Annotated in this window: 19 protein-coding genes, 1 pseudogene and 1 riboswitch; of the genes and pseudogenes, 19 read left to right on the top strand and 1 reads right to left on the bottom strand. The window is 34.3% G+C overall.

The window, feature by feature from the left end; translation table 11 throughout:
* The first annotated feature begins 87 nt into the window (after positions 1-87).
* The 3 genes from CSE16_RS13925 to CSE16_RS13915 all read left to right on the top strand — a co-directional run bounded on the left by CSE16_RS13925 (position 88) and on the right by CSE16_RS13915 (position 4,482).
* Complete coding sequence (locus tag CSE16_RS13925; RefSeq protein ID WP_099424460.1) at positions 88-1,035, top strand: bacteriophage abortive infection AbiH family protein; 948 nt, start codon at positions 88-90, stop codon at positions 1,033-1,035.
* A 367-nt stretch (positions 1,036-1,402) separates the two neighbouring features.
* Complete coding sequence (locus tag CSE16_RS13920) at positions 1,403-3,628, top strand: AAA family ATPase (RefSeq protein WP_099424459.1); 2,226 nt, start codon at positions 1,403-1,405, stop codon at positions 3,626-3,628.
* Between the two features lie 2 nt (positions 3,629-3,630).
* Positions 3,631-4,482, top strand: coding sequence for an HNH endonuclease family protein (locus CSE16_RS13915; protein WP_099424458.1), 852 nt, complete (start codon positions 3,631-3,633; stop codon positions 4,480-4,482).
* Positions 4,483-4,752: 270 nt separating this feature from the next.
* On the opposite strand, the gene CSE16_RS13910 is transcribed toward CSE16_RS13915, so the two are convergent.
* The gene (locus CSE16_RS13910) at positions 4,753-5,106 is read right to left on the bottom strand and encodes a helix-turn-helix domain-containing protein (protein ID WP_099424457.1); all 354 of its coding nucleotides are present in this window, start codon (positions 5,104-5,106) and stop codon (positions 4,753-4,755) included.
* 149 nt (positions 5,107-5,255) lie between these two features.
* On the opposite strand from CSE16_RS13910, the gene CSE16_RS13905 reads away from it, so the two are divergent.
* The 16 genes and pseudogenes from CSE16_RS13905 (at position 5,256) to CSE16_RS13825 (ending at position 19,803) form a co-directional block, all read left to right on the top strand.
* Positions 5,256-6,251, top strand: coding sequence for a DGQHR domain-containing protein (locus CSE16_RS13905; RefSeq protein ID WP_099424456.1), 996 nt, complete (start codon positions 5,256-5,258; stop codon positions 6,249-6,251).
* 866 nt (positions 6,252-7,117) lie between these two features.
* Positions 7,118-7,486: pseudogene (locus tag CSE16_RS13900) on the top strand (ATPase, T2SS/T4P/T4SS family); the annotation flags it as partial.
* Positions 7,467-8,543 carry a competence type IV pilus assembly protein ComGB gene (gene comGB / locus CSE16_RS13895; RefSeq protein ID WP_099424455.1) on the top strand — a complete coding sequence of 359 codons (1,077 nt, stop codon included), beginning with the start codon at positions 7,467-7,469 and terminating at the stop codon, positions 8,541-8,543. The pseudogene CSE16_RS13900 and the gene comGB, both read left to right, overlap by 20 nt.
* A 13-nt stretch (positions 8,544-8,556) precedes the next feature.
* The gene (gene comGC / locus CSE16_RS13890) at positions 8,557-8,877 is read left to right on the top strand and encodes a competence type IV pilus major pilin ComGC (protein WP_099424454.1); all 321 of its coding nucleotides are present in this window, start codon (positions 8,557-8,559) and stop codon (positions 8,875-8,877) included.
* Entirely contained in the window at positions 8,867-9,316 is a 450-nt protein-coding gene (gene comGD / locus CSE16_RS13885; protein WP_099424453.1) for a competence type IV pilus minor pilin ComGD, read from the top strand. The genes comGC and comGD overlap by 11 nt, the downstream gene beginning before the upstream one ends.
* A complete protein-coding gene (locus tag CSE16_RS13880) occupies positions 9,309-9,602 on the top strand; it encodes a type II secretion system protein (protein WP_099424452.1) in 294 nt (97 codons plus the stop codon). Before comGD ends, CSE16_RS13880 begins: the two co-directional genes overlap by 8 nt.
* Complete coding sequence (locus CSE16_RS13875) at positions 9,593-10,051, top strand: ComGF family competence protein (RefSeq protein WP_099424451.1); 459 nt, start codon at positions 9,593-9,595, stop codon at positions 10,049-10,051. Before CSE16_RS13880 ends, CSE16_RS13875 begins: the two co-directional genes overlap by 10 nt.
* A 407-nt stretch (positions 10,052-10,458) precedes the next feature.
* The gene (locus CSE16_RS13865) at positions 10,459-10,974 is read left to right on the top strand and encodes a shikimate kinase (protein ID WP_099424449.1); all 516 of its coding nucleotides are present in this window, start codon (positions 10,459-10,461) and stop codon (positions 10,972-10,974) included.
* 126 nt (positions 10,975-11,100) lie between these two features.
* Positions 11,101-11,193, top strand: a riboswitch (glycine riboswitch).
* Between the two features lie 446 nt (positions 11,194-11,639).
* A complete protein-coding gene (gene gcvT / locus CSE16_RS13860) occupies positions 11,640-12,743 on the top strand; it encodes a glycine cleavage system aminomethyltransferase GcvT (RefSeq protein ID WP_099424448.1) in 1,104 nt (367 codons plus the stop codon).
* A gap of 21 nt (positions 12,744-12,764) precedes the next feature.
* On the top strand, positions 12,765-14,111 hold the full coding sequence (gene gcvPA / locus CSE16_RS13855) for an aminomethyl-transferring glycine dehydrogenase subunit GcvPA (RefSeq protein WP_099424447.1): 1,347 nt from the start codon (positions 12,765-12,767) through the stop codon (positions 14,109-14,111).
* Positions 14,104-15,564, top strand: coding sequence for an aminomethyl-transferring glycine dehydrogenase subunit GcvPB (gene gcvPB, locus CSE16_RS13850; protein ID WP_099424446.1), 1,461 nt, complete (start codon positions 14,104-14,106; stop codon positions 15,562-15,564). Before gcvPA ends, gcvPB begins: the two co-directional genes overlap by 8 nt.
* A 463-nt stretch (positions 15,565-16,027) precedes the next feature.
* Positions 16,028-16,513 carry a GNAT family N-acetyltransferase gene (locus CSE16_RS13845; protein ID WP_099424445.1) on the top strand — a complete coding sequence of 162 codons (486 nt, stop codon included), beginning with the start codon at positions 16,028-16,030 and terminating at the stop codon, positions 16,511-16,513.
* A gap of 225 nt (positions 16,514-16,738) precedes the next feature.
* Entirely contained in the window at positions 16,739-17,224 is a 486-nt protein-coding gene (locus CSE16_RS13840) for an HIT family protein (protein WP_099424444.1), read from the top strand.
* A gap of 86 nt (positions 17,225-17,310) precedes the next feature.
* Positions 17,311-18,036, top strand: a complete 726-nt coding sequence (locus CSE16_RS13835; protein ID WP_099424443.1) for a nucleotidyltransferase domain-containing protein — start codon at positions 17,311-17,313, stop codon at positions 18,034-18,036.
* Between the two features lie 363 nt (positions 18,037-18,399).
* The gene (locus tag CSE16_RS13830; RefSeq protein ID WP_099424442.1) at positions 18,400-18,831 is read left to right on the top strand and encodes a hypothetical protein; all 432 of its coding nucleotides are present in this window, start codon (positions 18,400-18,402) and stop codon (positions 18,829-18,831) included.
* Positions 18,832-19,326: 495 nt separating this feature from the next.
* A complete protein-coding gene (locus tag CSE16_RS13825; RefSeq protein ID WP_099424441.1) occupies positions 19,327-19,803 on the top strand; it encodes a GNAT family N-acetyltransferase in 477 nt (158 codons plus the stop codon).
* Positions 19,804-19,952: the final 149 nt, after the last annotated feature.

The raw sequence follows: 19,952 nt of genomic DNA, 5'->3' as shown, positions 1-19,952 counted from the left end.
TTATCAACCTAAAGGAAAAAGTAACATTACCTGAATGATTAAGTAAGTATTTCTTGGAAAATTTATAAATAAGAGATGGAGAGAAAAATGAATTTATTTATTATTGGAAATGGTTTTGATTTAGGGCATGGTTTGCCTACGCATTATTGGAATTTCCGTATGTTTTTAAAAGAACATCATACTATTTTTTTAAACGAGTTTGAAGAAAAATATACTTTGTGGGGAGAGGGATTAAAAAAATTCCTTTGGAATGATATCGAATTTAATTTAGCTAATATACATGAAGATACTCTCTATGAAAAAATGTATCAAAATACAGATTTAGGATTAGAAAGTGGCAATGTTGGTATAGAAGATACTTTAAGTTATCATTTTGGAGAAGAATTCAACTATATTGAAAAATTAACTATCTATTTGAAAGATTGGATTGAAGAAGTAAGTCAAGAGTTAGATGGTGCGAATAAAAAAACTACTTTTATCAAAGAAAGCAGTCCTGATATATTTATAAACTTTAACTACACTACTACATTAGAAGAAGTCTACAGTATTAAAAAAGATAGAGTTTTACATATACATGGTGTTGTAAATTCTGACGACGATTTGGTGTTAGGACATTCAAATTTAGATAGAATCGCTTATTTCAATAAAAAATGTAGCGAATCTCAAAATAAAGGGGATGAACAAAGCTCGCCTATATATGAAATATTAGCTGAATATTGTTCCAATACATATAAGGACGTAAAGGAAAATATGCCTCTATTATTCTCATTAAATTACGATTCTATTGATAAAATATTGATTATTGGTCATTCTCTAAGTGCTGTGGATTTACCATATTTCAAAGAAATAAAGGAAAGTATTGGGGAAGATGTGAAATGGAACATTTATTATTATTGTGAAAATGAAATCGATATGTTTAGAAAACAATTAAAACAAATAGGTGTAAATGAACAACAAATACATATGATTCCTTCTTCTGAATTCTATGATTTACCTATCGTAGAACAACTATCATTAAAGTTAATATATTCATAGTTTTTTAATTCATTTTGATAAATCATTGTTCAAAACGTCTGGGTTTGCGATTTCTGCATCTTCTACAATTAAAACCTCCGTTAGCTTAAGTGTGATACTACACAATTTTGGGTTAAAATAGTTTAAACTCTTGTTCAACTCTAGCCCCGTTTTTTAATTAGATACATCAACTTTCTTAATTCGATTTAGTTGAGACTTTACCTGACTATGAAAACAGACAGAAATCACAAAGTATTTTGCGATTATGTCTAATTTTAGCATAATGTGTTAGTATATTTACTAATATATTACTAACTTTTACCACACAGTATCCCTAAATAGTTTTCGCGTGAAACTGTATGAAAAAAGTAAAAAAAGGATGAAATAGATGATAGGTCTTACACGCCCTAAGGAACCAGAATTCTTTAATCTTGAGGAAATTAATTACGAAAATATGCGATTAAATACTTTCTATAGTCAAGATTCCAAGTTACGAGATAACATTTATTTTAAACCAAAGTATCAAATAAATAGTCCAATACTTGATTTGCTAATGGTAGCCTTTTTCAATAAATGTGCTTTTTGTGAAAAACGTCTAATTAACAAGAAAACCTCTGCAGTTGAACGATTTAGACCCAGTATAAAGGCTATGGACCTTAAAGGTAAAATAAGTGAAGAACACTACTGGTGGTTACGATATGATTGGTCAAATTTATACCTATGTTGTAAAGAGTGTAATAAACATAAGAGTAATTTATTTCCTATAAAAGGAGAGAGAGCACTACCTTATACTACTGGGATTGATTTACAAAAAGAAGAGCCACTTCTTATAGATCCATGTAATGACCAACCCGAAAAACATTTTTTCTATGATTTTAATACAGGTTTGATGATAAGTGATACAAAACGAGGAAGATTAACTATTGATATTTACGGGTTGAATAGGCAAGAACTTCTAGAACTAAGGAATGAAGAAATTTTACAACTTAAGTTTGTAATGACCGAACTAATCACTGAGTTCAAACAGCATAAGAATAATAATCAGTACCCCATCATAGTTGAGTATGAACGTCGTTTACTGAAACTATTTAAAGGTGAGAGCGAACCATTTTTATTAATGAAAAGGCAATTTATTATACATGTTTTGATGGAAAACATAGATTTACTAAATAATTTATCATTTAGTAATGAATGGACAAAAATAATGAAGACTAATCAACTTCCACCAATAGGTAAAAAACAGCAGGATTCACTAGTTAACTATAATGATTATTTAATCAGAGGGGATAGCTATGATCTAAATAATAAGAGTAAGCTCCATTTATATTTTAAAAAATCGGTCTATATTGAAAAAGTTGAGATAAAGAATTTTAAAACGATTGAAAATCTAACAATCGACATATCTCCTAACAACGAGGGGAATGCTCCATGGTTTTTAATTTTAGGAGAAAATAGCACAGGTAAAAGTACGATACTTAAAGCTATTGCATTAGCACTTATGGATAGAACTAGTAGAAATAAAATTAGTAACTTAGATGCTAGGAGTTTTTTATACAAAAAGTCTAAATCCGGATATGTTAAAGTCTATCTTTCCGGGAGAAAAGAACCGGTAGAGCTATTTTTTAATAAAGAGAATGCTGAATTTAAAAGAAATATTGAAGACGCACCTGTTTTACTGATGGGGTATGGTTCAACACGACTACTCTCTTCAAATACTGGATCAGATACTGTCGTTAATAGGAATAGGGCTATTAGATGTGATAACCTATTTAACCCTACTTCTTCATTGGTAGATGCCGAGTTATGGTTATCTAAGTTAAGTGTAAGGAAATTTAAAGACGCAGTTGATACAATTAAGAGGTTGTTTGCAATAGATGAAAATTATAGGTTCATAAGAAGACTTAATAAAACTACAGGTAAGAGAGAAATCTTAGTAACATTGTTTGGAACAAAAACAACATTATATGAATTAAGTGACGGATACCAATCAATCCTTGCCCTTGCTTGCGATATAATGATGGTCTTACAAGAAATATGGCAAGATAGTGAATATGCTCAAGGAATTGTTCTATTAGATGAATTGGACGTTCATTTACATCCCCGTTGGAAGATGCAAATAGTAAAAAAACTTAAAGAAACTTTCCCTCGTATTCAATTCATTGCAACAAGTCATGAACCTCTTGTACTTAGAAGCTTGATGAAAGACGAAATAATGGTTTTGAGGAGAGATAAGCACCACAGATTATCATCAATAGAGAATTTACCTTCCCCTGAGGCTTTGCGGGTAGATCAAATACTTACATCTCCGTACTTTGGTCTAAAAAGTACAATAGATCCTGATATAGAAACATTATTTGATAGATATTATTTTCTTCTATCCGAAAGCTTTTTGACAGAGGATAATCGAAACGAACTAGAGAACATACAAGGGGAACTAGAAGAGATGAAATTATTAGGAGAAACTCCGCGAGACCAACTAATGTATAAAGCTATTGATCAGTTTCTTGCAAAAGAAAAAGAAACCATAAAACGTGGTGAAATTAATTCTTTAAAAGAAGAAACAGTTCAAAGAATTTCAAACATTATTTCCTCATTGGATTATAAAGGTGAATAGATATGATTTTTGTTGATCGAAATAAAATTAATCCACCAAATATTTTAACAAGCAATGGAAAAGGTATAAAGGAAGCTAACCTTGCAACTAAATTCTATTCTAAAGATGGTAATAAAACAAAGTCATTTCCTTATGAAGTATATAAAGATCCATCAATAAAATTAGCGTTTAATTCACTTTTTCACAAGAAATGTGCTTATTGTGAAAGTAATTACGCTAGAGTACATCCAGTTGATGTGGAACATTATCGTCCGAAGGGTGGGGTTTTTGTAAACGGCCATTTACAAAAACCAGGATACTACTGGCTAGGATCAAATTGGGGAAATCTGTTACCCTCATGTATTGATTGTAACAGACGCAGAACACAAGAAATTGATTCTAATGAAACCGAGTTACTAGGAAAAGCTAATTTATTTCCAATTATTAATGAGTCAAATAGAGCCATACAACCGGGATATGAATATTATGAAAAAAGGCTACTTTTACACCCTTGTATAGACAAACCTGACGAACACTTAAAATTTAATGAAGATGGAACTGTTGAAGGATTAAGTTTTATGGGAATTGTATCAATTGATACCTATGGTCTAAGAAGAAAAGATTTGGTCGATGCAAGAGAACAGGTTGCCAAAGAAATTAAGCAAAAAATAGATTTAATCAAATGGTTTCTTGTCCAAATTGACAAACTAAACGAAAAAGACATTGAACTAGTCAATGATTGGGAAGATAAAATAAAAAGTGAATTTCAGTTCCTAATTAATTATATGGATAGTAAAAGAGAGTACTCAGCTCTTGCAAGACAAATTATTAAACCTTTTTTAAATCAGTATATTGATAAAAATGCAACGAATTAATTGATACAATCAATTCATAATAGGCAAAATTACGAGTGAAAATATTACTCAATATTAAAATTTTGGATGGTGTTAGTGGTACAACAAGAAGGGCTGTCACAACAGCCCTTCCCTTTCTTCATCTAACTCCCACGTAAGTTCCAGTAGCCATAATACCGGAACTAAGCATTCACATAATTATAGGCCTTCTGAAACTCTTTAATTGAATAGGAATTAAACCTGAATTGTTAACAAACAGCTGATGAATTTAATCAACTAGCTGTTTGTTTTTTATTTTTTCTTATACGTATTAAATATTTCATTAGAAACATTTAATAACATTCTAATATCATTTTCGCTTTTGTCTTCAAGAGAACTTAATAGAACTTGTAACAGTTCTTCTTTTACATCTCCAATATCTAAATCAGACTTTTTTTCAGGAATTAATACTCTCCCAGGGTGTACATCTAAAGCATCTAATATTTTTGTTAGAGTCTGTAGAGTTATATTTCTCTCTCCGCGTTCTACATCAGATAGGTATGGTGCCTGAAAATCACATTTTTCGGCTAATTCATCAATAGTTAAATTTTGGGCCTTTCTAATAGCTCTAATATTTTTACCTACTCTTTTTGTTAAATTAAACATAATATCACCTCACTTTTAGACTAGGTGAGGTCAAATAAATATCACATACCATTAAAATATAAAAAAAATAACTTTAAAGTTAATAGTTTTTAGTTTATATTATTGATTAGTATTAAAATGATTATAAATTTGATAAAAGGAGAATATATATGAGTAATAATTTACCATCCAATATAGCGATAGAGAATGTTATTCAATCTAAAATGAGAGGGAGAGTAGCTTATCAGGGGTTTGTTTCTTCTCAAGTAGCAGTAACTTTTTCATATTCCAAGTTGTACAATGATCATTCCGGCAAAGGATATCAACGACCGATAAATACCAAACGTTGTCATGATTTCGCAAGTTACTTATCGCAAGGAGAAGGTTCCTTATACACACCGATTTTATTAAATGCTAGTGGTAACTGGGAATTTCATGCTTATGATAAACAACGTCCAAATTTGGGAAGATTAATATGTAAAAAGAAAGCAACATTGATGGATGGGCAGCACCGTCTAGGCGGAATTAAAGAATATATAAACGAAACAGACTGCACACTTAATGTACCATTTTTAGCATTTCATTATTTGGATGATGATGAGGAAATTAAATTATTCGATGTAATTAATACAAAAGCAAGGGGAATTGGGACTTCATTAAGTAGATATTTAAACAGAAATAATGATGAAATAAGTTGGGTTGCAACAAATCTGATTTTAAAGCCAGAAAGTCCCTTCTTTAATAAAGGGACACTTACGGGGAGGAGAAGTAAGGAAAAAAATATTACTCTGCAGAACTTGTATAATATGGTGAAGCTTTTAACTAAGAAGTCACAATTAGATAATTTGTCTAAAGAGAAAAAGCTTAATTTATGTTTGTTTTACTTTAATACAATAAAAGAGTTATTCCCAAATGAATGGGAAGATAATAAGCTCTTCAGAATGACACATATTACATGCTTAAATGCTCTCTCAATATCAGGAAATGAAGTTATTAATGAAAATTATTTAACGAAATCTCAACAGCCAGATTCAGTTAAGATTGCTCAAATATTAATGAACTTAAAAGAAATTGATTGGTTATCAACTGGAGATTTAAGATATCTAAAGGGTGCTGCTGGATCAAAGATTTTGGCTAATGATATTTTAAATTGTTTAAAGAGTTAATAATTTCCTAAATTTATATTAATAATTAATCTAGCAGGTTTTATTGTTATCTATACATGCATGTTGGAAGTCTTATGCTTGGCGAACAACTAATATTAATCCAAATTACGGATATCTAATCAAGATTCCTTTCTTTCATGTTAAATGAAAATGTCTATACAGCCCTTTGTTTAGCCACGTTCGAAAATGACTTTATCCATTTCCCAATACCCAAAAGTTTTGAGGGTCTTTTTTTAAACTTGGGTGTTGCACTAATATTACAATTCGTCTAAAAATAATTGAATAACAAAAGGTATAACATTAAATTTTTAATTTATTGCAATAAAGTCTTATGTAAATGATCTTTGAAATAATGTACTAATAGAGCGACATTAAATTGGAGGCGAATATAGTTGGAAAATCGTTTTGGCTATGTAGCTAATGTATTAGACTTATGGGATGTAAGAACTTCAAAGACTTTAATTTTTACACAGTACTTTACTCAAACCGAATAGGAAGAAATAGGATAATTAATACGAAAATTTAATTTATGTTAGAGTTTCCATCCAAATCTATTTACACACAGTGTAATGTAATCTTTATATTGGGGAATTTCTATATAATATTTGATGATAATTATGTACAGGAAAACTTTTAGCAAAGAATTTACTTAATTGTACTAAATAATATTAAAAACTAATGTTTATTCGATTAAAATAATAAAAAGCTTTTTATTTTCTTTGTTTCTTTGTATTAAACAATTTATAGGACCTATTGGGTTGTGTTAATAAACAATCTAATAGGTTTTTTTGTGTTCAAAATATAAATAATCCTGATATATCAATAAATGGATTATTTTGAACGTAAAAAACATATATATAAAATCCATCATAATGGTTGGAGAAATTCGCGATAAAGAAACGGCGAAAATTGCCATTGAAGCCGCTTTCACCGGACATTTGGTAATTTCAACCGTCCATGCAAAAGATACAATCAATTGTCTATATCGCTTGATGGATTTAGATGTTTCTGTTGAAGAGATGCGACAAATGCTTATAGCCGTCGTTACGCAAACGTTAATTAGCACGGAGCAGGATGAGCAAAAAGCATTGTTTGAAATATTATCTGAAACCACACTTGAAGCCGCTTTGAATGAAATAGCCCACCAAGGAAAATATATGCTCCCCTATGATCAAACATTAGCCGGTCAAAGGGCAAAACTAGGGGTGAAGCTGTATGAACCTACCTCTTCTTAGGAGGCGTTTTGCAAATCTTAGTATTACTAGTTATCGGAAAGTGAAAGTGTTGGATTTTCCGGTATTTTTAGAGAGGATGGGGGACTTGCTTAAAGAAGGGTATACTTTTCCGCATTCTATACAAATGCTCTTACCATTTCATATAAAGCAATATGAGGATCTTCAACGAAAAGTAAGTGAGGTACTTCAAGACGGTGGTGGCGCTACACAAGTTTTAAATCTATTAGGTTTAGAAAAACAGTATTTGGTGTCGATTGAACTCTCGGAAATGACTGGACAGTTAGCTGAAACCGTTCAAATCGTTTCACAGCAATTAACCTTTCAACAGGAGATGAAATTGAAATTAGTGAAGGTGCTGTCCTATCCCGTATTATTATTTGTATTTTTAATGGGGTTATTTCTTGCTTTCCGCACGTATTTTTTACCAAACATTTCGACCATGGTCACATCAAGAGCTCAAAATGAAGTATCGACGAGTGTGCAATGGTCCTCCTTCTTATTGCATATGCCCGATTACATTATTGGGCTCGTAGTGATCACGTTTAGTATTGTGATGACTTTTATCTACTACATTAAACGCAAACGTGTCGACCTTCAGTTAACGCTCCTATTTAAAATCCCTTTGCTCGGCCACTTTTGGAAATTACTATTAACCCGCCATTTTTCAAGGGTATTAGGAAATTTACTACTTGCAGGCTTTTCCTTACAACAAGCGCTTGGCCATCTAAAAAACCAAGAACACCAAATCCAAATTGCCTATGTCGCACAACTACTACAAGAAAAAGTAATATTAGGGGATTCATTGGCGGATGCGGTTCAAATTGATGGTTTTTTTTATCCGAAGTTTGAGCATTTTATTGCGCACGGGGAAGCTAGTGGGATGCTCGGGCGGGAATTGATTTTATATTGTGAGCTATTAGATAAACGCTTGCAGGTGACAATCCGTTTTTTGATGACGATAATTCAGCCGCTTTTATTTATGATTATTGCAGCTTGTGTTATTGCTGCATATTTAAGCATCTTGATTCCAATGTATGATGTACTTGATTTTATTTGAGAGGAGTAACGACATGAAAAATGAACGAGGTTTCACTTTAGTGGAAATGTTGGTAGTGCTGTTAATTATCTCTATTTTAATTCTGGTAACGATTCCAAATGTCTCCAAACATTTCGCGTCCATTGATAAAAAAGGATGCGATGCCTATGTAGTTATGATTCAGGGGCAGGTCGAGGCGTATAAGCTGGAAAATAAAAGCTACCCAACGTCAATTGATGATTTAGTGACGGCCGGTTATATTCCAGAATCAAATAAAGAATGTCCAAATGGTGAGCAGGTAACGATTGACGGAGAAGGGAAGGTAGCATCTACCTCGCAAGCAAGTGGGAATTAAACGAAGCCTTCGTAATGAACAAGGCTTTACGTTAATGGAAATGTTAGTCGTATTGGCAGTAATCATGATTTTATGTTCGTCCATCCTATATTTTTCACATGACAAATTCAACCGGCTCACAGTATTAAAAACAATGGACGAAGTGGAAATATTAATGCGCATGGCACAAATGAAGGCAATTGAAGAACAACGACCGGTAATCATCGACATATATGACAATACCGAACTGGTCATTAAATATTTTGTAGGACAGGAAATCCTGTACCGCTCACATTTACCAGAAGGGATGCAATTATATTTATCAGCACCAAATCCAAGGTTATATTTTCGAACGAATGGTAATTTGCAATCATTTGGAAGCATGGCTTTTCATTATGAGGGAGAAATATATAGTTACCATATTAACATAGGGAAAGGGAGAGTAACGAGGAATGAATGAACAAGGCTTTTCTTTTGTTGAGGCATTGTTGGCTGTCGTAATATTATTTTTTTTGAGTACGAGCCTCGTTCCACTAACCTATCATATGAAACAACAGTTGGAGCTACAAAAACGGCAAGCACATGCTGCTGAAGTGGCATTCAATGGCGCATTACTGCAGCAACGATATGGCGAATGGAATGGCATGCAAGAAATTGAAGGCATTTCTTACTTTTGGGATTTTGATACTGGTACTGTTTGTGTAACTTATTCTGTGGATGTAGAGGAACACCAACTATGCGTTTAATCCAAACAAAAAGATGGGATGAACGGGGATTTACATTTTTAGAAAGTATTTTCCAACTCATAATTTTTATATTATTTGCCAATATAAGCTTACTATTAATTTTTGGGTTTCGGGAAATTATTACTCTTGAAAAAATGAAAGAAGAAGTCAATTGGGAATTATTTATTTATGACCTTAATCAGTACAATGAGCGCTCGTTAACAGGCAAACTGAATTCAAGTACGAGCTTACAATTAGAACTTATTGATGAGGTGGATCGCTATTTTATTTTTGACCGTTCTGGATTGCATATTCGTAAACGATCCAATAAAGGCGGGAATGAAATCCTTTTACCCTATGTGGATGTATGGGATTTAACGATTGAAGGTAATGAATTATTAGTGAAAGTTGTGATGCGAGATGGGACGAAGAGGGAAAGGCGCTTGGTTTTACCGCTTGCTAAAGAATGAACGGGGAATTATTTTTCCATTTGCAATTGTTTTACTATTTATTGTGACAGGGGCTGCATTACTATATACAAATGCCTATTTTGCACAATTAAAAACATATAACTCATTGGAATCTATTTACGTTCGTGCTACGATAAATATACTAAGTACTTTTAACGATTAATTGAAGTAGCACGTTTATCCTCGTTCAGCTTAAAACTCCCACTTTAATAGGTGGAGAGATGAATGCAGAGTTCGTTTTTTCTGTTAAACCAGTACTGAACGAAGATAAAGACCCCGGTGAATAGCACTATTTAATTGAGGGTGTTAGACAAAGTTTGTCGCAATTACGCGACAGTGGCTAACTGACCTGTATCATACAGACCTCGATAACACCGAGACGTAATTGATAGAAGAAGGTGATTTGCATGCGAAAAATATATTTAGTGGGCTTTATGGGATGCGGGAAAAGTGCTATCGGTAGGCGCTTAAGTTTTTTTCTTAAAATGCCTTATTATGATATGGATCATGAAATTGTAAGGCAACAAGGAATGACAATACCTGAACTATTTGAAAAATACGGAGAGGCACGTTTTCGAGAAATTGAAACCGAATTTTTACGTTCTTTCCGAGATGAAGCCTGCATAATCGCGACAGGTGGTGGTGTTGCGATTCGTGAAGAAAACCGCAAAATTATGAGAAGGACAGGCTTAGTATTTTTCTTAGATGCACTATTTGACGATATTTACACACGTATTCGAAACGATAAAAACCGTCCAATTGTCCAAACTTCCACGGAGAAAGAACTGAAGGACCTGTATTTGTACAGAAGGAAATTTTATCGAGAAGCTGGCCATATTCAAGTATTGACAGCCAATCGTTCGTTAAGACAAATTGTCGAGTATATTGCATTCCAAGTGAATCGTCTAAAAGCGAATAATTAATTTAAAATATCGAATAAAGTTCGTTTTTTATCTGTTATTAAAAAAAGATTGCGTTCACATTACATTCAATGTTAGGATATTGCTAAAGGTTGTCTTGGGAAACAAGTCAATTTTATAGCAACGCGGATGAAGATACGGGGAGAGAACGTGAAGTCACGTCGCCGAAGGAGCAAATAGAAGATCTATGAATCTCTCAGGCAAAAAGACTCGTATTGGACGCAACTCTGGAGAGTGCTGTGATGTTATATTACAGCCACCAAAGGGGAAAGCCTAAAATGTGAATGGAATTTCAATTTTAGGTGTAACTTTCAGGTGCAAGGACAGGGAATCTCATTAAATGGGATTCGTCTGTCTATTTTTTTGCTTTTTAGTAAATTTGGGCGTCTTTATTCCTATTTAATTGGCATGAAAAAGGGTTGACCTTGCTTAAATTATTCAACTTGTTTCAGCAGAAGTCTGCCACTTCTATAAGTGGCGGATGAATACAAAGCATAACCTTAATTCAGTTGGGTTTAAACCCAGGCTGAATCAAGTTGAAGCCCCCGGCGGATGTCACAGATTTTTAGAGGAGTTTTTCGAGCGGGCTTGAAAAAAATCTGGACGCAATTACGCCTAGGCGTAATTGATCTAGAAAAGCAACTACATAAATTAAAGGAGGACTTTACATGACAAATGAATTAAAACGAACACCGCTATTTGATGAATATGCAAAATACGGTGGGAAAACAATTGATTTTGGTGGTTGGGATTTACCGGTACAATTCTCTTCAATTAAAGAAGAGCACGATGCAGTTCGTAACCGTGCTGGCTTATTTGATGTTTCACACATGGGTGAAATTTTCGTGGAAGGTCCAGATGCGCTTCCTTACTTACAAAAATTATTATCAAATGACATTTCAAAAATTGCGATTGGTGGCGCACAATATAGTGCATTATGCTATGAAAATGGCGGCGTAGTAGACGATTTATTAACTTATCGTTTAGATGAAACACGTTATTTACTATGTGTAAATGCTTCGAATATTGATAAAGACTTTGCTTGGATGAAGGAACATGTAGAAGGCGATGTGACAATTACAAATGCCTCTGATGACTTTGCACAAATTGCCCTACAAGGACCACTATCAGAAGAAGTATTACAAACGTTAACGGATACAGACTTAACAACAATTAAGTATTTCAAATTCCAAGATAACGTGAATGTATCAGGCCATAATGTATTAGTTTCACGCAGTGGTTATACAGGCGAGGACGGTTTTGAAATTTACGGAACACCGGTTGCGATTGTTGATTTATGGGATAAAATTTTACATGCGGGTAAAGAGCAAGGTGTCATTGCAGCTGGGTTAGGTGCACGTGATACGTTACGCTTTGAAGCATGCTTACCATTATACGGGCAAGAACTTTCACAAGACATTTCGCCATTAGAAGCTGGAATTGGCTTTGCGGTAAAACTTCAAAAAGAGCCGAAATTCATTGGACAAGAAGCATTAATCGCACAAAAAGAAGACGGCTTACCACGTAAATCTGTTGGCGTTGAAATGATTGATAAAGGAATTCCACGTCACGGCTATAAAGTATTTAAAGATGGTCAAGAAATTGGTGAGGTTACAACAGGTACTCAATCACCAATGACAAAACGCAATATTGGAATGGCTTTAATTGACGCAACATTTGCAGAAATAGGAATGGAAGTAGAAATCGAAATTCGCAATAAACTAGCGAAAGCTGTTATTGTCGAAAAACCATTCTATAAACGCAGTAAATAAAATTCGAAAAGAGGGTTACGTATGAAACATCGTTATTTACCAATGACGGAACAAGACAAGCAAGAAATGTTAGAGCGTATTGGAGTTTCTAGTGTGGATGAGCTATTTGCTGACATTCCTGAACAAGTACGCTTCCAAGGTTTATACAATATTAAAGAAGCGAAATCAGAAGCGGCATTAACGAAAGAATTAGCGCAACTTGCAGCGAAAAATAAAGATACAGCATCGAATGTATCGTTTTTAGGCGCGGGTGTTTACAATCACTACAAACCAGTTATCGTAGACCATGTTATTTCACGTTCTGAGTTTTATACAGCATATACACCATACCAGCCTGAAATTTCTCAAGGGGAATTACAAGCAATCTTTGAATTCCAAACGATGATTGCAGAGTTAACGGGCATGGATTTAGCGAACTCTTCAATGTATGATGGCGGTACATCATTAGCTGAGGCGGGTATGTTAGCAGCAGGTCACACACGTCGTAAAAAATTACTTGTTTCGGGTACAGTACACCCAGAATATAAAGATGTTGTTGCCACTTATGCATACGGTCAGTCAATTGAAGTCGTAACAATTCCGACAAAAGATGGCGTAACAGATATTGAAGCATTAAATAATTTAGTAGATGATCAAACAGCAGGTGTTATCGTTCAATATCCTAACTTCTTTGGTCAAGTAGAAAACTTACAAGCAATGGCGGATATTGCGCATGAAGCAAAAGGGTTATTCATCGTTTCGGCAAACCCATTAGCACTTGGCGTTTTAACACCTCCAGGTAAATTAGGTGCAGACATTACAGTTGGGGATGCGCAGGTCTTTGGTATTGCAGAAGGTTATGGTGGTCCTCACTGTGGTTACTTTGCGGTAACAACAAAATTAATGCGTAAAGTACCAGGTCGTTTAGTTGGTGAAACAGTTGACCAAGATGGCCGCCGTGGTTATGTATTAACATTACAAGCACGTGAACAACATATTCGTCGTGATAAAGCGACTTCAAACATTTGTTCAAACCAAGCATTACTTGCCCTTGCAGCATCTGTTGCGATGACAGCACTTGGGAAACAAGGTATGCAAGAAATGGCGAAGCAAAACATCGTAAAGACGCGCTATGCAAAAAATGCTTTTGAAGCAGCTGGATTTACAGTGCTGTATCAAGGTGCGCACTTCAATGAAATCGTTGTAAAAACGAATAAATCAGTTACAGAAATTAACAAAGCATTAATTGAAAAAGGCATTATCGGTGGATTTGACTTAGGTCGCGTTTACCCAGAATTAGAAAATCACGCATTAATCGCAGTAACAGAAATTCGCACAAAAGAAGAAATCGATGCGCTTGTTGCGGAAATGGGGGCTCACAATGCATAACGAAAACCAATCACTCATTTTTGAAATTACGAAAGAAGGTCGCGTAGGCTACAACTTAGAGCCATTAGACGTGCCAGATTTCGACCTTACAGACTTATTACCAGCTGAGCTTGTCCGTCAAGAAGCAGCAGAACTTCCAGAAGTATCTGAGCTAGATATTATGCGTCACTATACAGCTTTATCTCGTCGCAACCACGGCGTAGATTCAGGCTTCTACCCACTTGGTTCTTGTACAATGAAGTACAATCCAAAAATTAACGAATCAGTAGCGCGCTATGCTGGTTTTGCAAACGTTCACCCATTACAAGATGAGTCAACGGTGCAAGGGGCAATGGAATTATTATATGATTTACAAACTTCATTAGAAGAAATTACAGGTATGGATGAAGTAACACTACAACCAGCTGCAGGTGCACATGGTGAGTGGACAGCATTAATGATGATTCGTGCCTTCCATGAAGCAAACGGAGAAGGGCATCGTAACAAAGTTATCGTTCCTGACTCTGCACACGGTACAAACCCAGCTTCTGCTACAGTAGCAGGCTTTGAAACAATTACAATCAAATCAGGTGAAGATGGCTTAGTTGACCTTGAAGATTTACGTCGTGTAGTTGGTCCAGATACAGCGGCACTTATGTTAACAAATCCGAATACACTTGGTTTATTTGAAGAAAATATTTTAGACATGGCTGCGATTATTCATGAAGTAGGCGGTAAAGTGTACTATGATGGTGCCAACTTAAACGCGGTTATGAGTAAAGCACGTCCTGGCGATATGGGCTTTGACTGCGTACACTTAAACTTACACAAAACATTCACAGGTCCACACGGTGGCGGTGGTCCAGGTTCAGGTCCAGTAGGGGTGAAAGCAGATTTAATTCCATACTTACCAAAGCCAGTATTAGTGAAAAAAGAAGATGGTACTTTCCACTTCGATTACAACCGTCCTCAATCAATCGGACGTGTAAAACCATTCTACGGAAACTTCGGTATTAACGTTCGTGCGTATACGTATATCCGTACTATGGGTCCAGATGGCTTAAAAGCAGTAACAGAATATGCAGTATTAAATGCAAACTATATGATGCGTCGCTTAGAAGAGCATTTTGATTTACCATTTAACCGTCATTGTAAGCATGAATTTGTTTTATCAGGTCGTCGTCAAAAGAAATTAGGTGTGCGTACTCTTGATATCGCGAAACGCCTGTTAGACTTTGGCTACCATCCACCAACAACTTACTTCCCATTAAACGTGGAAGAGGCGTTAATGATTGAGCCAACTGAAACAGAATCAAAAGAAACATTAGATGCATTCTGTGATACAATGATTCAAATTGCACAAGAAACGATCGAAAATCCTTCAATCGTTCAAGAAGCACCACATACAACAGTTATTAATCGTTTAGACGAAACGCGTGCAGCACGTACACCAATTCTACGTTATACTAAATAATTTTAATTGTTAATTGTTATAATAGCCTATCAAATCATTTTGGTTTTGATAGGCTATTGTTTTTTGTGATTAAAAGTGATTAGAAAAGTCATGAGCTAAAAAATTGCTCGTGGCTTTTTTACTATGATTAAAGGTTTTTACGTGATGCATTCGAAACAAAAAACATCATCCCTATTTTTTAAATTCATTTTCGAACTCCTTTTTTCAATTGCCTCATCACTCACTGGAATGACCCCCTCTTCCGTTTGATCCCGCTTTATTATCGAATGAACGATGGCAGAATTATCAATAGCATGTTTTACGGCGAAATAAATGAAAGTATTAATGGTTCAGGGTGGCATTGTAATGAAGTCTGTTTAAAATTCAGAAAAGTTACTAAACGAAAAAGTGTCGAAGTTTTCGCATATAAGTTAATATAAAAATAGGAAGTATTTTTAAAAAAGGGAAAATTAGGAGGAATACAATGCACAATCTAAATTTACTAAAATTTCAAGAGGTTGATTTTCCTGAATATTTCAGTCTTGTTTCTAATGAGAAAGTAATGGCACAAATTACTGAGTACGCTATTCCTTTTGAAGAAGCTCAATCAGATTTCCAAAAGCTATTGAAACGCAATGAATTATTAGAACATTTCGGCTCATATAAAATAAACGATAGTTCAAAAAATGAATTTATTGGACTTGGACATTTAACTTTGGATGAAGAAAACGATGGAATAGCAGAAATTGGCTATATGATAAAGCCAGAGCATTGGGGTATGGGATACGGAAGTGAGATAGCGAAAGTATTGATTGAAAAAGCTATAGAAACTCAAGTAAAGACACTAAAAGCCATTATAGATCCAGATAATATTGCTTCAAGGAAAATTTTAATTAAACAAGGATTTATCTCGGAGAAGTTATGTGAAATTGATGGGTTACCAGGAGAAATATTAAGTAAAGAACTATAGAAAAATTTTTATTCGAAATATAATACTGATTATTCGTTTTTCTGGGGATTTAAAACAAAAAACATAATTCTTTTCAGATTGTTTACTTTTAATTTTCAATTAGAGAGATGATAATTTGAGGTTTTGTCATGTTGAACTAACGGAGAGCGTTACTTGTTAGTTTTGTAACTGTTTAGTCAGCCCTTATTTTATAATAATCCAAATGATTGAAAGGGGAAACTATCTGTGAGGAAAACAATATTGTCAAACGGGAAAAGTGTAGAAGTTGAATGTTTGAGTTGTGCATTGACAAGTGGATTAATTGAACCTGATGGTGGAGTTGTTATAGAAACGGAATACTTTCATGCACATCAAGATGTGGCATATCCAATAAAAGGGTTAATCATTTTAGCCTCTAAACGACATATTAAGTGCTTCGATGAATTAACTGAAGCAGAAAAATTAGATTATGTTAATCTTTTAACAAAAATTAGGCAGGCTCAGAGGGAAGTATTGAATATTGAGCATGTATATTATTTTTATAATGAAGATACAATACATCATTTCCATACTTGGATGGTTCCACGTTATGAATGGATGTATGATTTCGGACGTTCAATCGAATCCATAAGGCCAGTCCTCCTTCATGCCAGAAATAATATGAACAACGAAGCAAATATGAAAGAAGTATTGTCTGCAATTGAGAATTTAACGAAAGAATTAAATAGTTAATCCGTTGTTAAAATAACGGAACAGAATATTGAGGCTTGATAATGAATTTTAGTTAGTAGAAATTCAAATAGTTTGAGGTGAAGTTAATGGGAAATACTAAAAAGTTAAATCCAGTAGAAGCAGCCAAACGGTTTATTAATAAGCGCTTCCCTTCCTGTCAAGGAGCTGTATTGGCTGGAAGTGTTGTAAGAGGAGAGGAAACAGATACCTCTGATCTGGATATCGTCGTTTTTGAAAAAAGTATAACCTCCTCGTACAGGGAGTCATTGATTGATTTCGGTTGGCCAATAGAGATTTTCGTACATAATTCAACTTCCTATAAACAATTTTTCGAAATGGATTATAAAGATGCTAAGCCTTCTATGCAAAGAATGTTATTAGAAGGTATTATTTTAAAAGATGAAGGAATTATTGATTCTATAAAAGAAGAAGCTAAAGAGATGTTAGAAAAGGGACCTGAAAGATGGACAGAACAAATAATTACGACAAAGCGTTATTTTATAACTGATGCCCTGGATGATTTTATAGGTTGTAATAATAGAGCTGAAGAAATATTTATTGCGAACACATTAGCTGAGCTTGTTCAAGAATTTGTTTTAAGAACTAATGGTCGTTGGATAGGTTCTTCAAAATGGGTTATTCGTGCATTGAAGCATTACGATGTAAAATTTACCGAAGAATACGTTGAAGCCTTTGATACTTTTTATAAAACAGGAGAGAAAAGAAAAATTATTCAACTAAGTGAAAAGGTTCTAGAACCATACGGTGGGCGACTATTTGAAGGGTTTTCATTAGGGAAAGATAACCTTTAATCATAAAACATCCTCTTAGCTAACGTGGATAATAGTTCAACAGGCATTTCAAAAGCTTCTAATAACCATGCTTAGAGAAGGTTTGTACTTCAGCACCCTTGAAAGAACTTAATCATCTTTCGTTTTCTGTGGTGAAGTGTTTGGGGTGCACTTCATGAATGGCTAACGGGGTAGGATAGTGGAAACGAGAGGAAACGATAATAGGGAGTAGAATATTATTCTTGATAAGAACCTTTTTGTTTTGAGTAGGTGCGCTGATACGTCAATATATATTAGTGTTTTCTATTTAACTTTACGGATTAACGATTTTTACTCGGACAACGCAGTTTATTCAATGCAGTAATAAAGGGAGGTAGAGGGAAAATGCTACTAAAAAATATTTTAAATTCTTATAATTTATTATTGTGTTTAGGTGCTTTTTATTTGGGCGTGTCAATGTTTTTAGAAAGAGGTGTTTTCGATACGTTTCCGCAAGAGTGGCTAGGCGTTTTGCCATTTAATAATTGGGCGAGTTTAGCTTTATTTGGAATGATTGTTTTTGGGATCGGAAATGGCATTGCTTCAACTTACGGATTTATAAAGAAAGATAAAAAAATATTTATAATGACCTTCACTATGGGAGCTTTATTTTTCTCTTGTACTGTTATTCCAACTATTTTGTTGGGAGAATGGTACTTACCAACATCAGCATTATTTGTATTAAGCTTAATCCAAATATTACTTGGTTTATTTGGTTACCTCACTGTTTATTTGGTTTCGTTACTAAAAAATAATAAAAGGAAAATTTCGTTATAATTTCACTAAATATTCATTACATCCCTAACAGATGCTTTAGTGAAATAAGGATTAATAAAGTATACAAAATAAACTTAATAAACGTACCAAAATATAAGTTAGGTAACAATACACCCCATTCAAGTGATGAGTGGGGTGTTTGCTTTTGGCTGTTTACGAACTGTATATCCCCAAACCAGGCTTTGGGACCTAAAATCTTTATTAAACAATAATTTACATATATGTTATTATTTAATTGAATTTATTAATAATGTTAAATTGGGTGGGAATGTTGAAAAAATATTTTTACGTTAGCATTTTACTATCAATGGCAATGCTATTAGGAAGGATAGAGTAATTTATCTTGAACTAACGGGTACTTTACTTTAAGCCCGTTGAACAGCTTAGTTCAATAGGGATTTTACATTTTTGATTTTAAATTACTAAGTTGAATTGGAATCAATGAAATATCATTGATTACGATACTAATTTAGATGATGAAGGGAGAAGCAATGCATGATTGAGCTTAGAAAAATTACATTGGAAAACCGCCGCGCCATATTTAACCTGGAAGTTTCAGAAGAACAACGCCGCTTCGTTGCTTCCAATCTGTCAAGCGTGGCATCGTGTTATGTCCTTGCATCCAATGGGGGACAACCATTTCCGTTTGCCATTTACGCGGATGAGCAGCCGGTTGGTTTTGTTATGCTGACTTATGGAATCACCGGATACGAACTTCCATCAATAGCAGATGACAGTTATTGCATCTTGAGACTGATGATTGACAAGCAATACCAGAACAGGGGCTACGGTCGGGAAGCCATGAAAAAAATCTTGGAATTTATACGTACCTTTCCAGCGGGGCCAGCACGTTACTGCTGGATCCCATATGGGACTGATAACTTCGCAGCCAAAAAACTTTATGAAAGCTTTGGCTTCAGTGACAACGGCGAAATCTGCGACAACGAGCCAATAACCGTATTGCGACTCTGATTACCTGCCATTCCATTAAAGGGGAACTGTTAAATTTATCAATTTCTGTATCCTAATGATTCAACTAACCGAGACGATTCTGCAATATCAATAAAGCACAGGTAATTGAAACCTATCTTCCATAAGAAAATCGGATTATAAAATAACCA

It is taken from the genome of Solibacillus sp. R5-41 (genome assembly GCF_002736105.1).
Lineage (GTDB): Bacteria > Bacillota > Bacilli > Bacillales_A > Planococcaceae > Solibacillus.
The sequence above is the reverse complement of the archived record's forward strand: the minus strand, read 5'-3'. Positions and strand labels throughout refer to the sequence as shown.

Bases quoted from the DNA above. Each gene is read 5' to 3' on its own strand.
- CSE16_RS13925 (WP_099424460.1), top strand. From the start codon at position 88: ATGAATTTATTTATTATTGGAAATGGTTTTGATTTAGGGCATGGTTTG.
- CSE16_RS13920 (WP_099424459.1), top strand. From the start codon at position 1,403: ATGATAGGTCTTACACGCCCTAAGGAACCAGAATTCTTTAATCTTGAG.
- CSE16_RS13915 (WP_099424458.1), top strand. From the start codon at position 3,631: ATGATTTTTGTTGATCGAAATAAAATTAATCCACCAAATATTTTAACA.
- CSE16_RS13910 (WP_099424457.1), bottom strand. From the start codon at position 5,106: ATGTTTAATTTAACAAAAAGAGTAGGTAAAAATATTAGAGCTATTAGA.
- CSE16_RS13905 (WP_099424456.1), top strand. From the start codon at position 5,256: ATGAGTAATAATTTACCATCCAATATAGCGATAGAGAATGTTATTCAA.
- comGB (WP_099424455.1), top strand. From the start codon at position 7,467: ATGAACCTACCTCTTCTTAGGAGGCGTTTTGCAAATCTTAGTATTACT.
- comGC (WP_099424454.1), top strand. From the start codon at position 8,557: ATGAAAAATGAACGAGGTTTCACTTTAGTGGAAATGTTGGTAGTGCTG.
- CSE16_RS13880 (WP_099424452.1), top strand. From the start codon at position 9,309: ATGAATGAACAAGGCTTTTCTTTTGTTGAGGCATTGTTGGCTGTCGTA.
- CSE16_RS13875 (WP_099424451.1), top strand. From the start codon at position 9,593: ATGCGTTTAATCCAAACAAAAAGATGGGATGAACGGGGATTTACATTT.
- CSE16_RS13865 (WP_099424449.1), top strand. From the start codon at position 10,459: ATGCGAAAAATATATTTAGTGGGCTTTATGGGATGCGGGAAAAGTGCT.
- gcvT (WP_099424448.1), top strand. From the start codon at position 11,640: ATGACAAATGAATTAAAACGAACACCGCTATTTGATGAATATGCAAAA.
- gcvPA (WP_099424447.1), top strand. From the start codon at position 12,765: ATGAAACATCGTTATTTACCAATGACGGAACAAGACAAGCAAGAAATG.
- gcvPB (WP_099424446.1), top strand. From the start codon at position 14,104: ATGCATAACGAAAACCAATCACTCATTTTTGAAATTACGAAAGAAGGT.
- CSE16_RS13845 (WP_099424445.1), top strand. From the start codon at position 16,028: ATGCACAATCTAAATTTACTAAAATTTCAAGAGGTTGATTTTCCTGAA.
- CSE16_RS13835 (WP_099424443.1), top strand. From the start codon at position 17,311: ATGGGAAATACTAAAAAGTTAAATCCAGTAGAAGCAGCCAAACGGTTT.
- CSE16_RS13830 (WP_099424442.1), top strand. From the start codon at position 18,400: ATGCTACTAAAAAATATTTTAAATTCTTATAATTTATTATTGTGTTTA.
- CSE16_RS13825 (WP_099424441.1), top strand. From the start codon at position 19,327: ATGATTGAGCTTAGAAAAATTACATTGGAAAACCGCCGCGCCATATTT.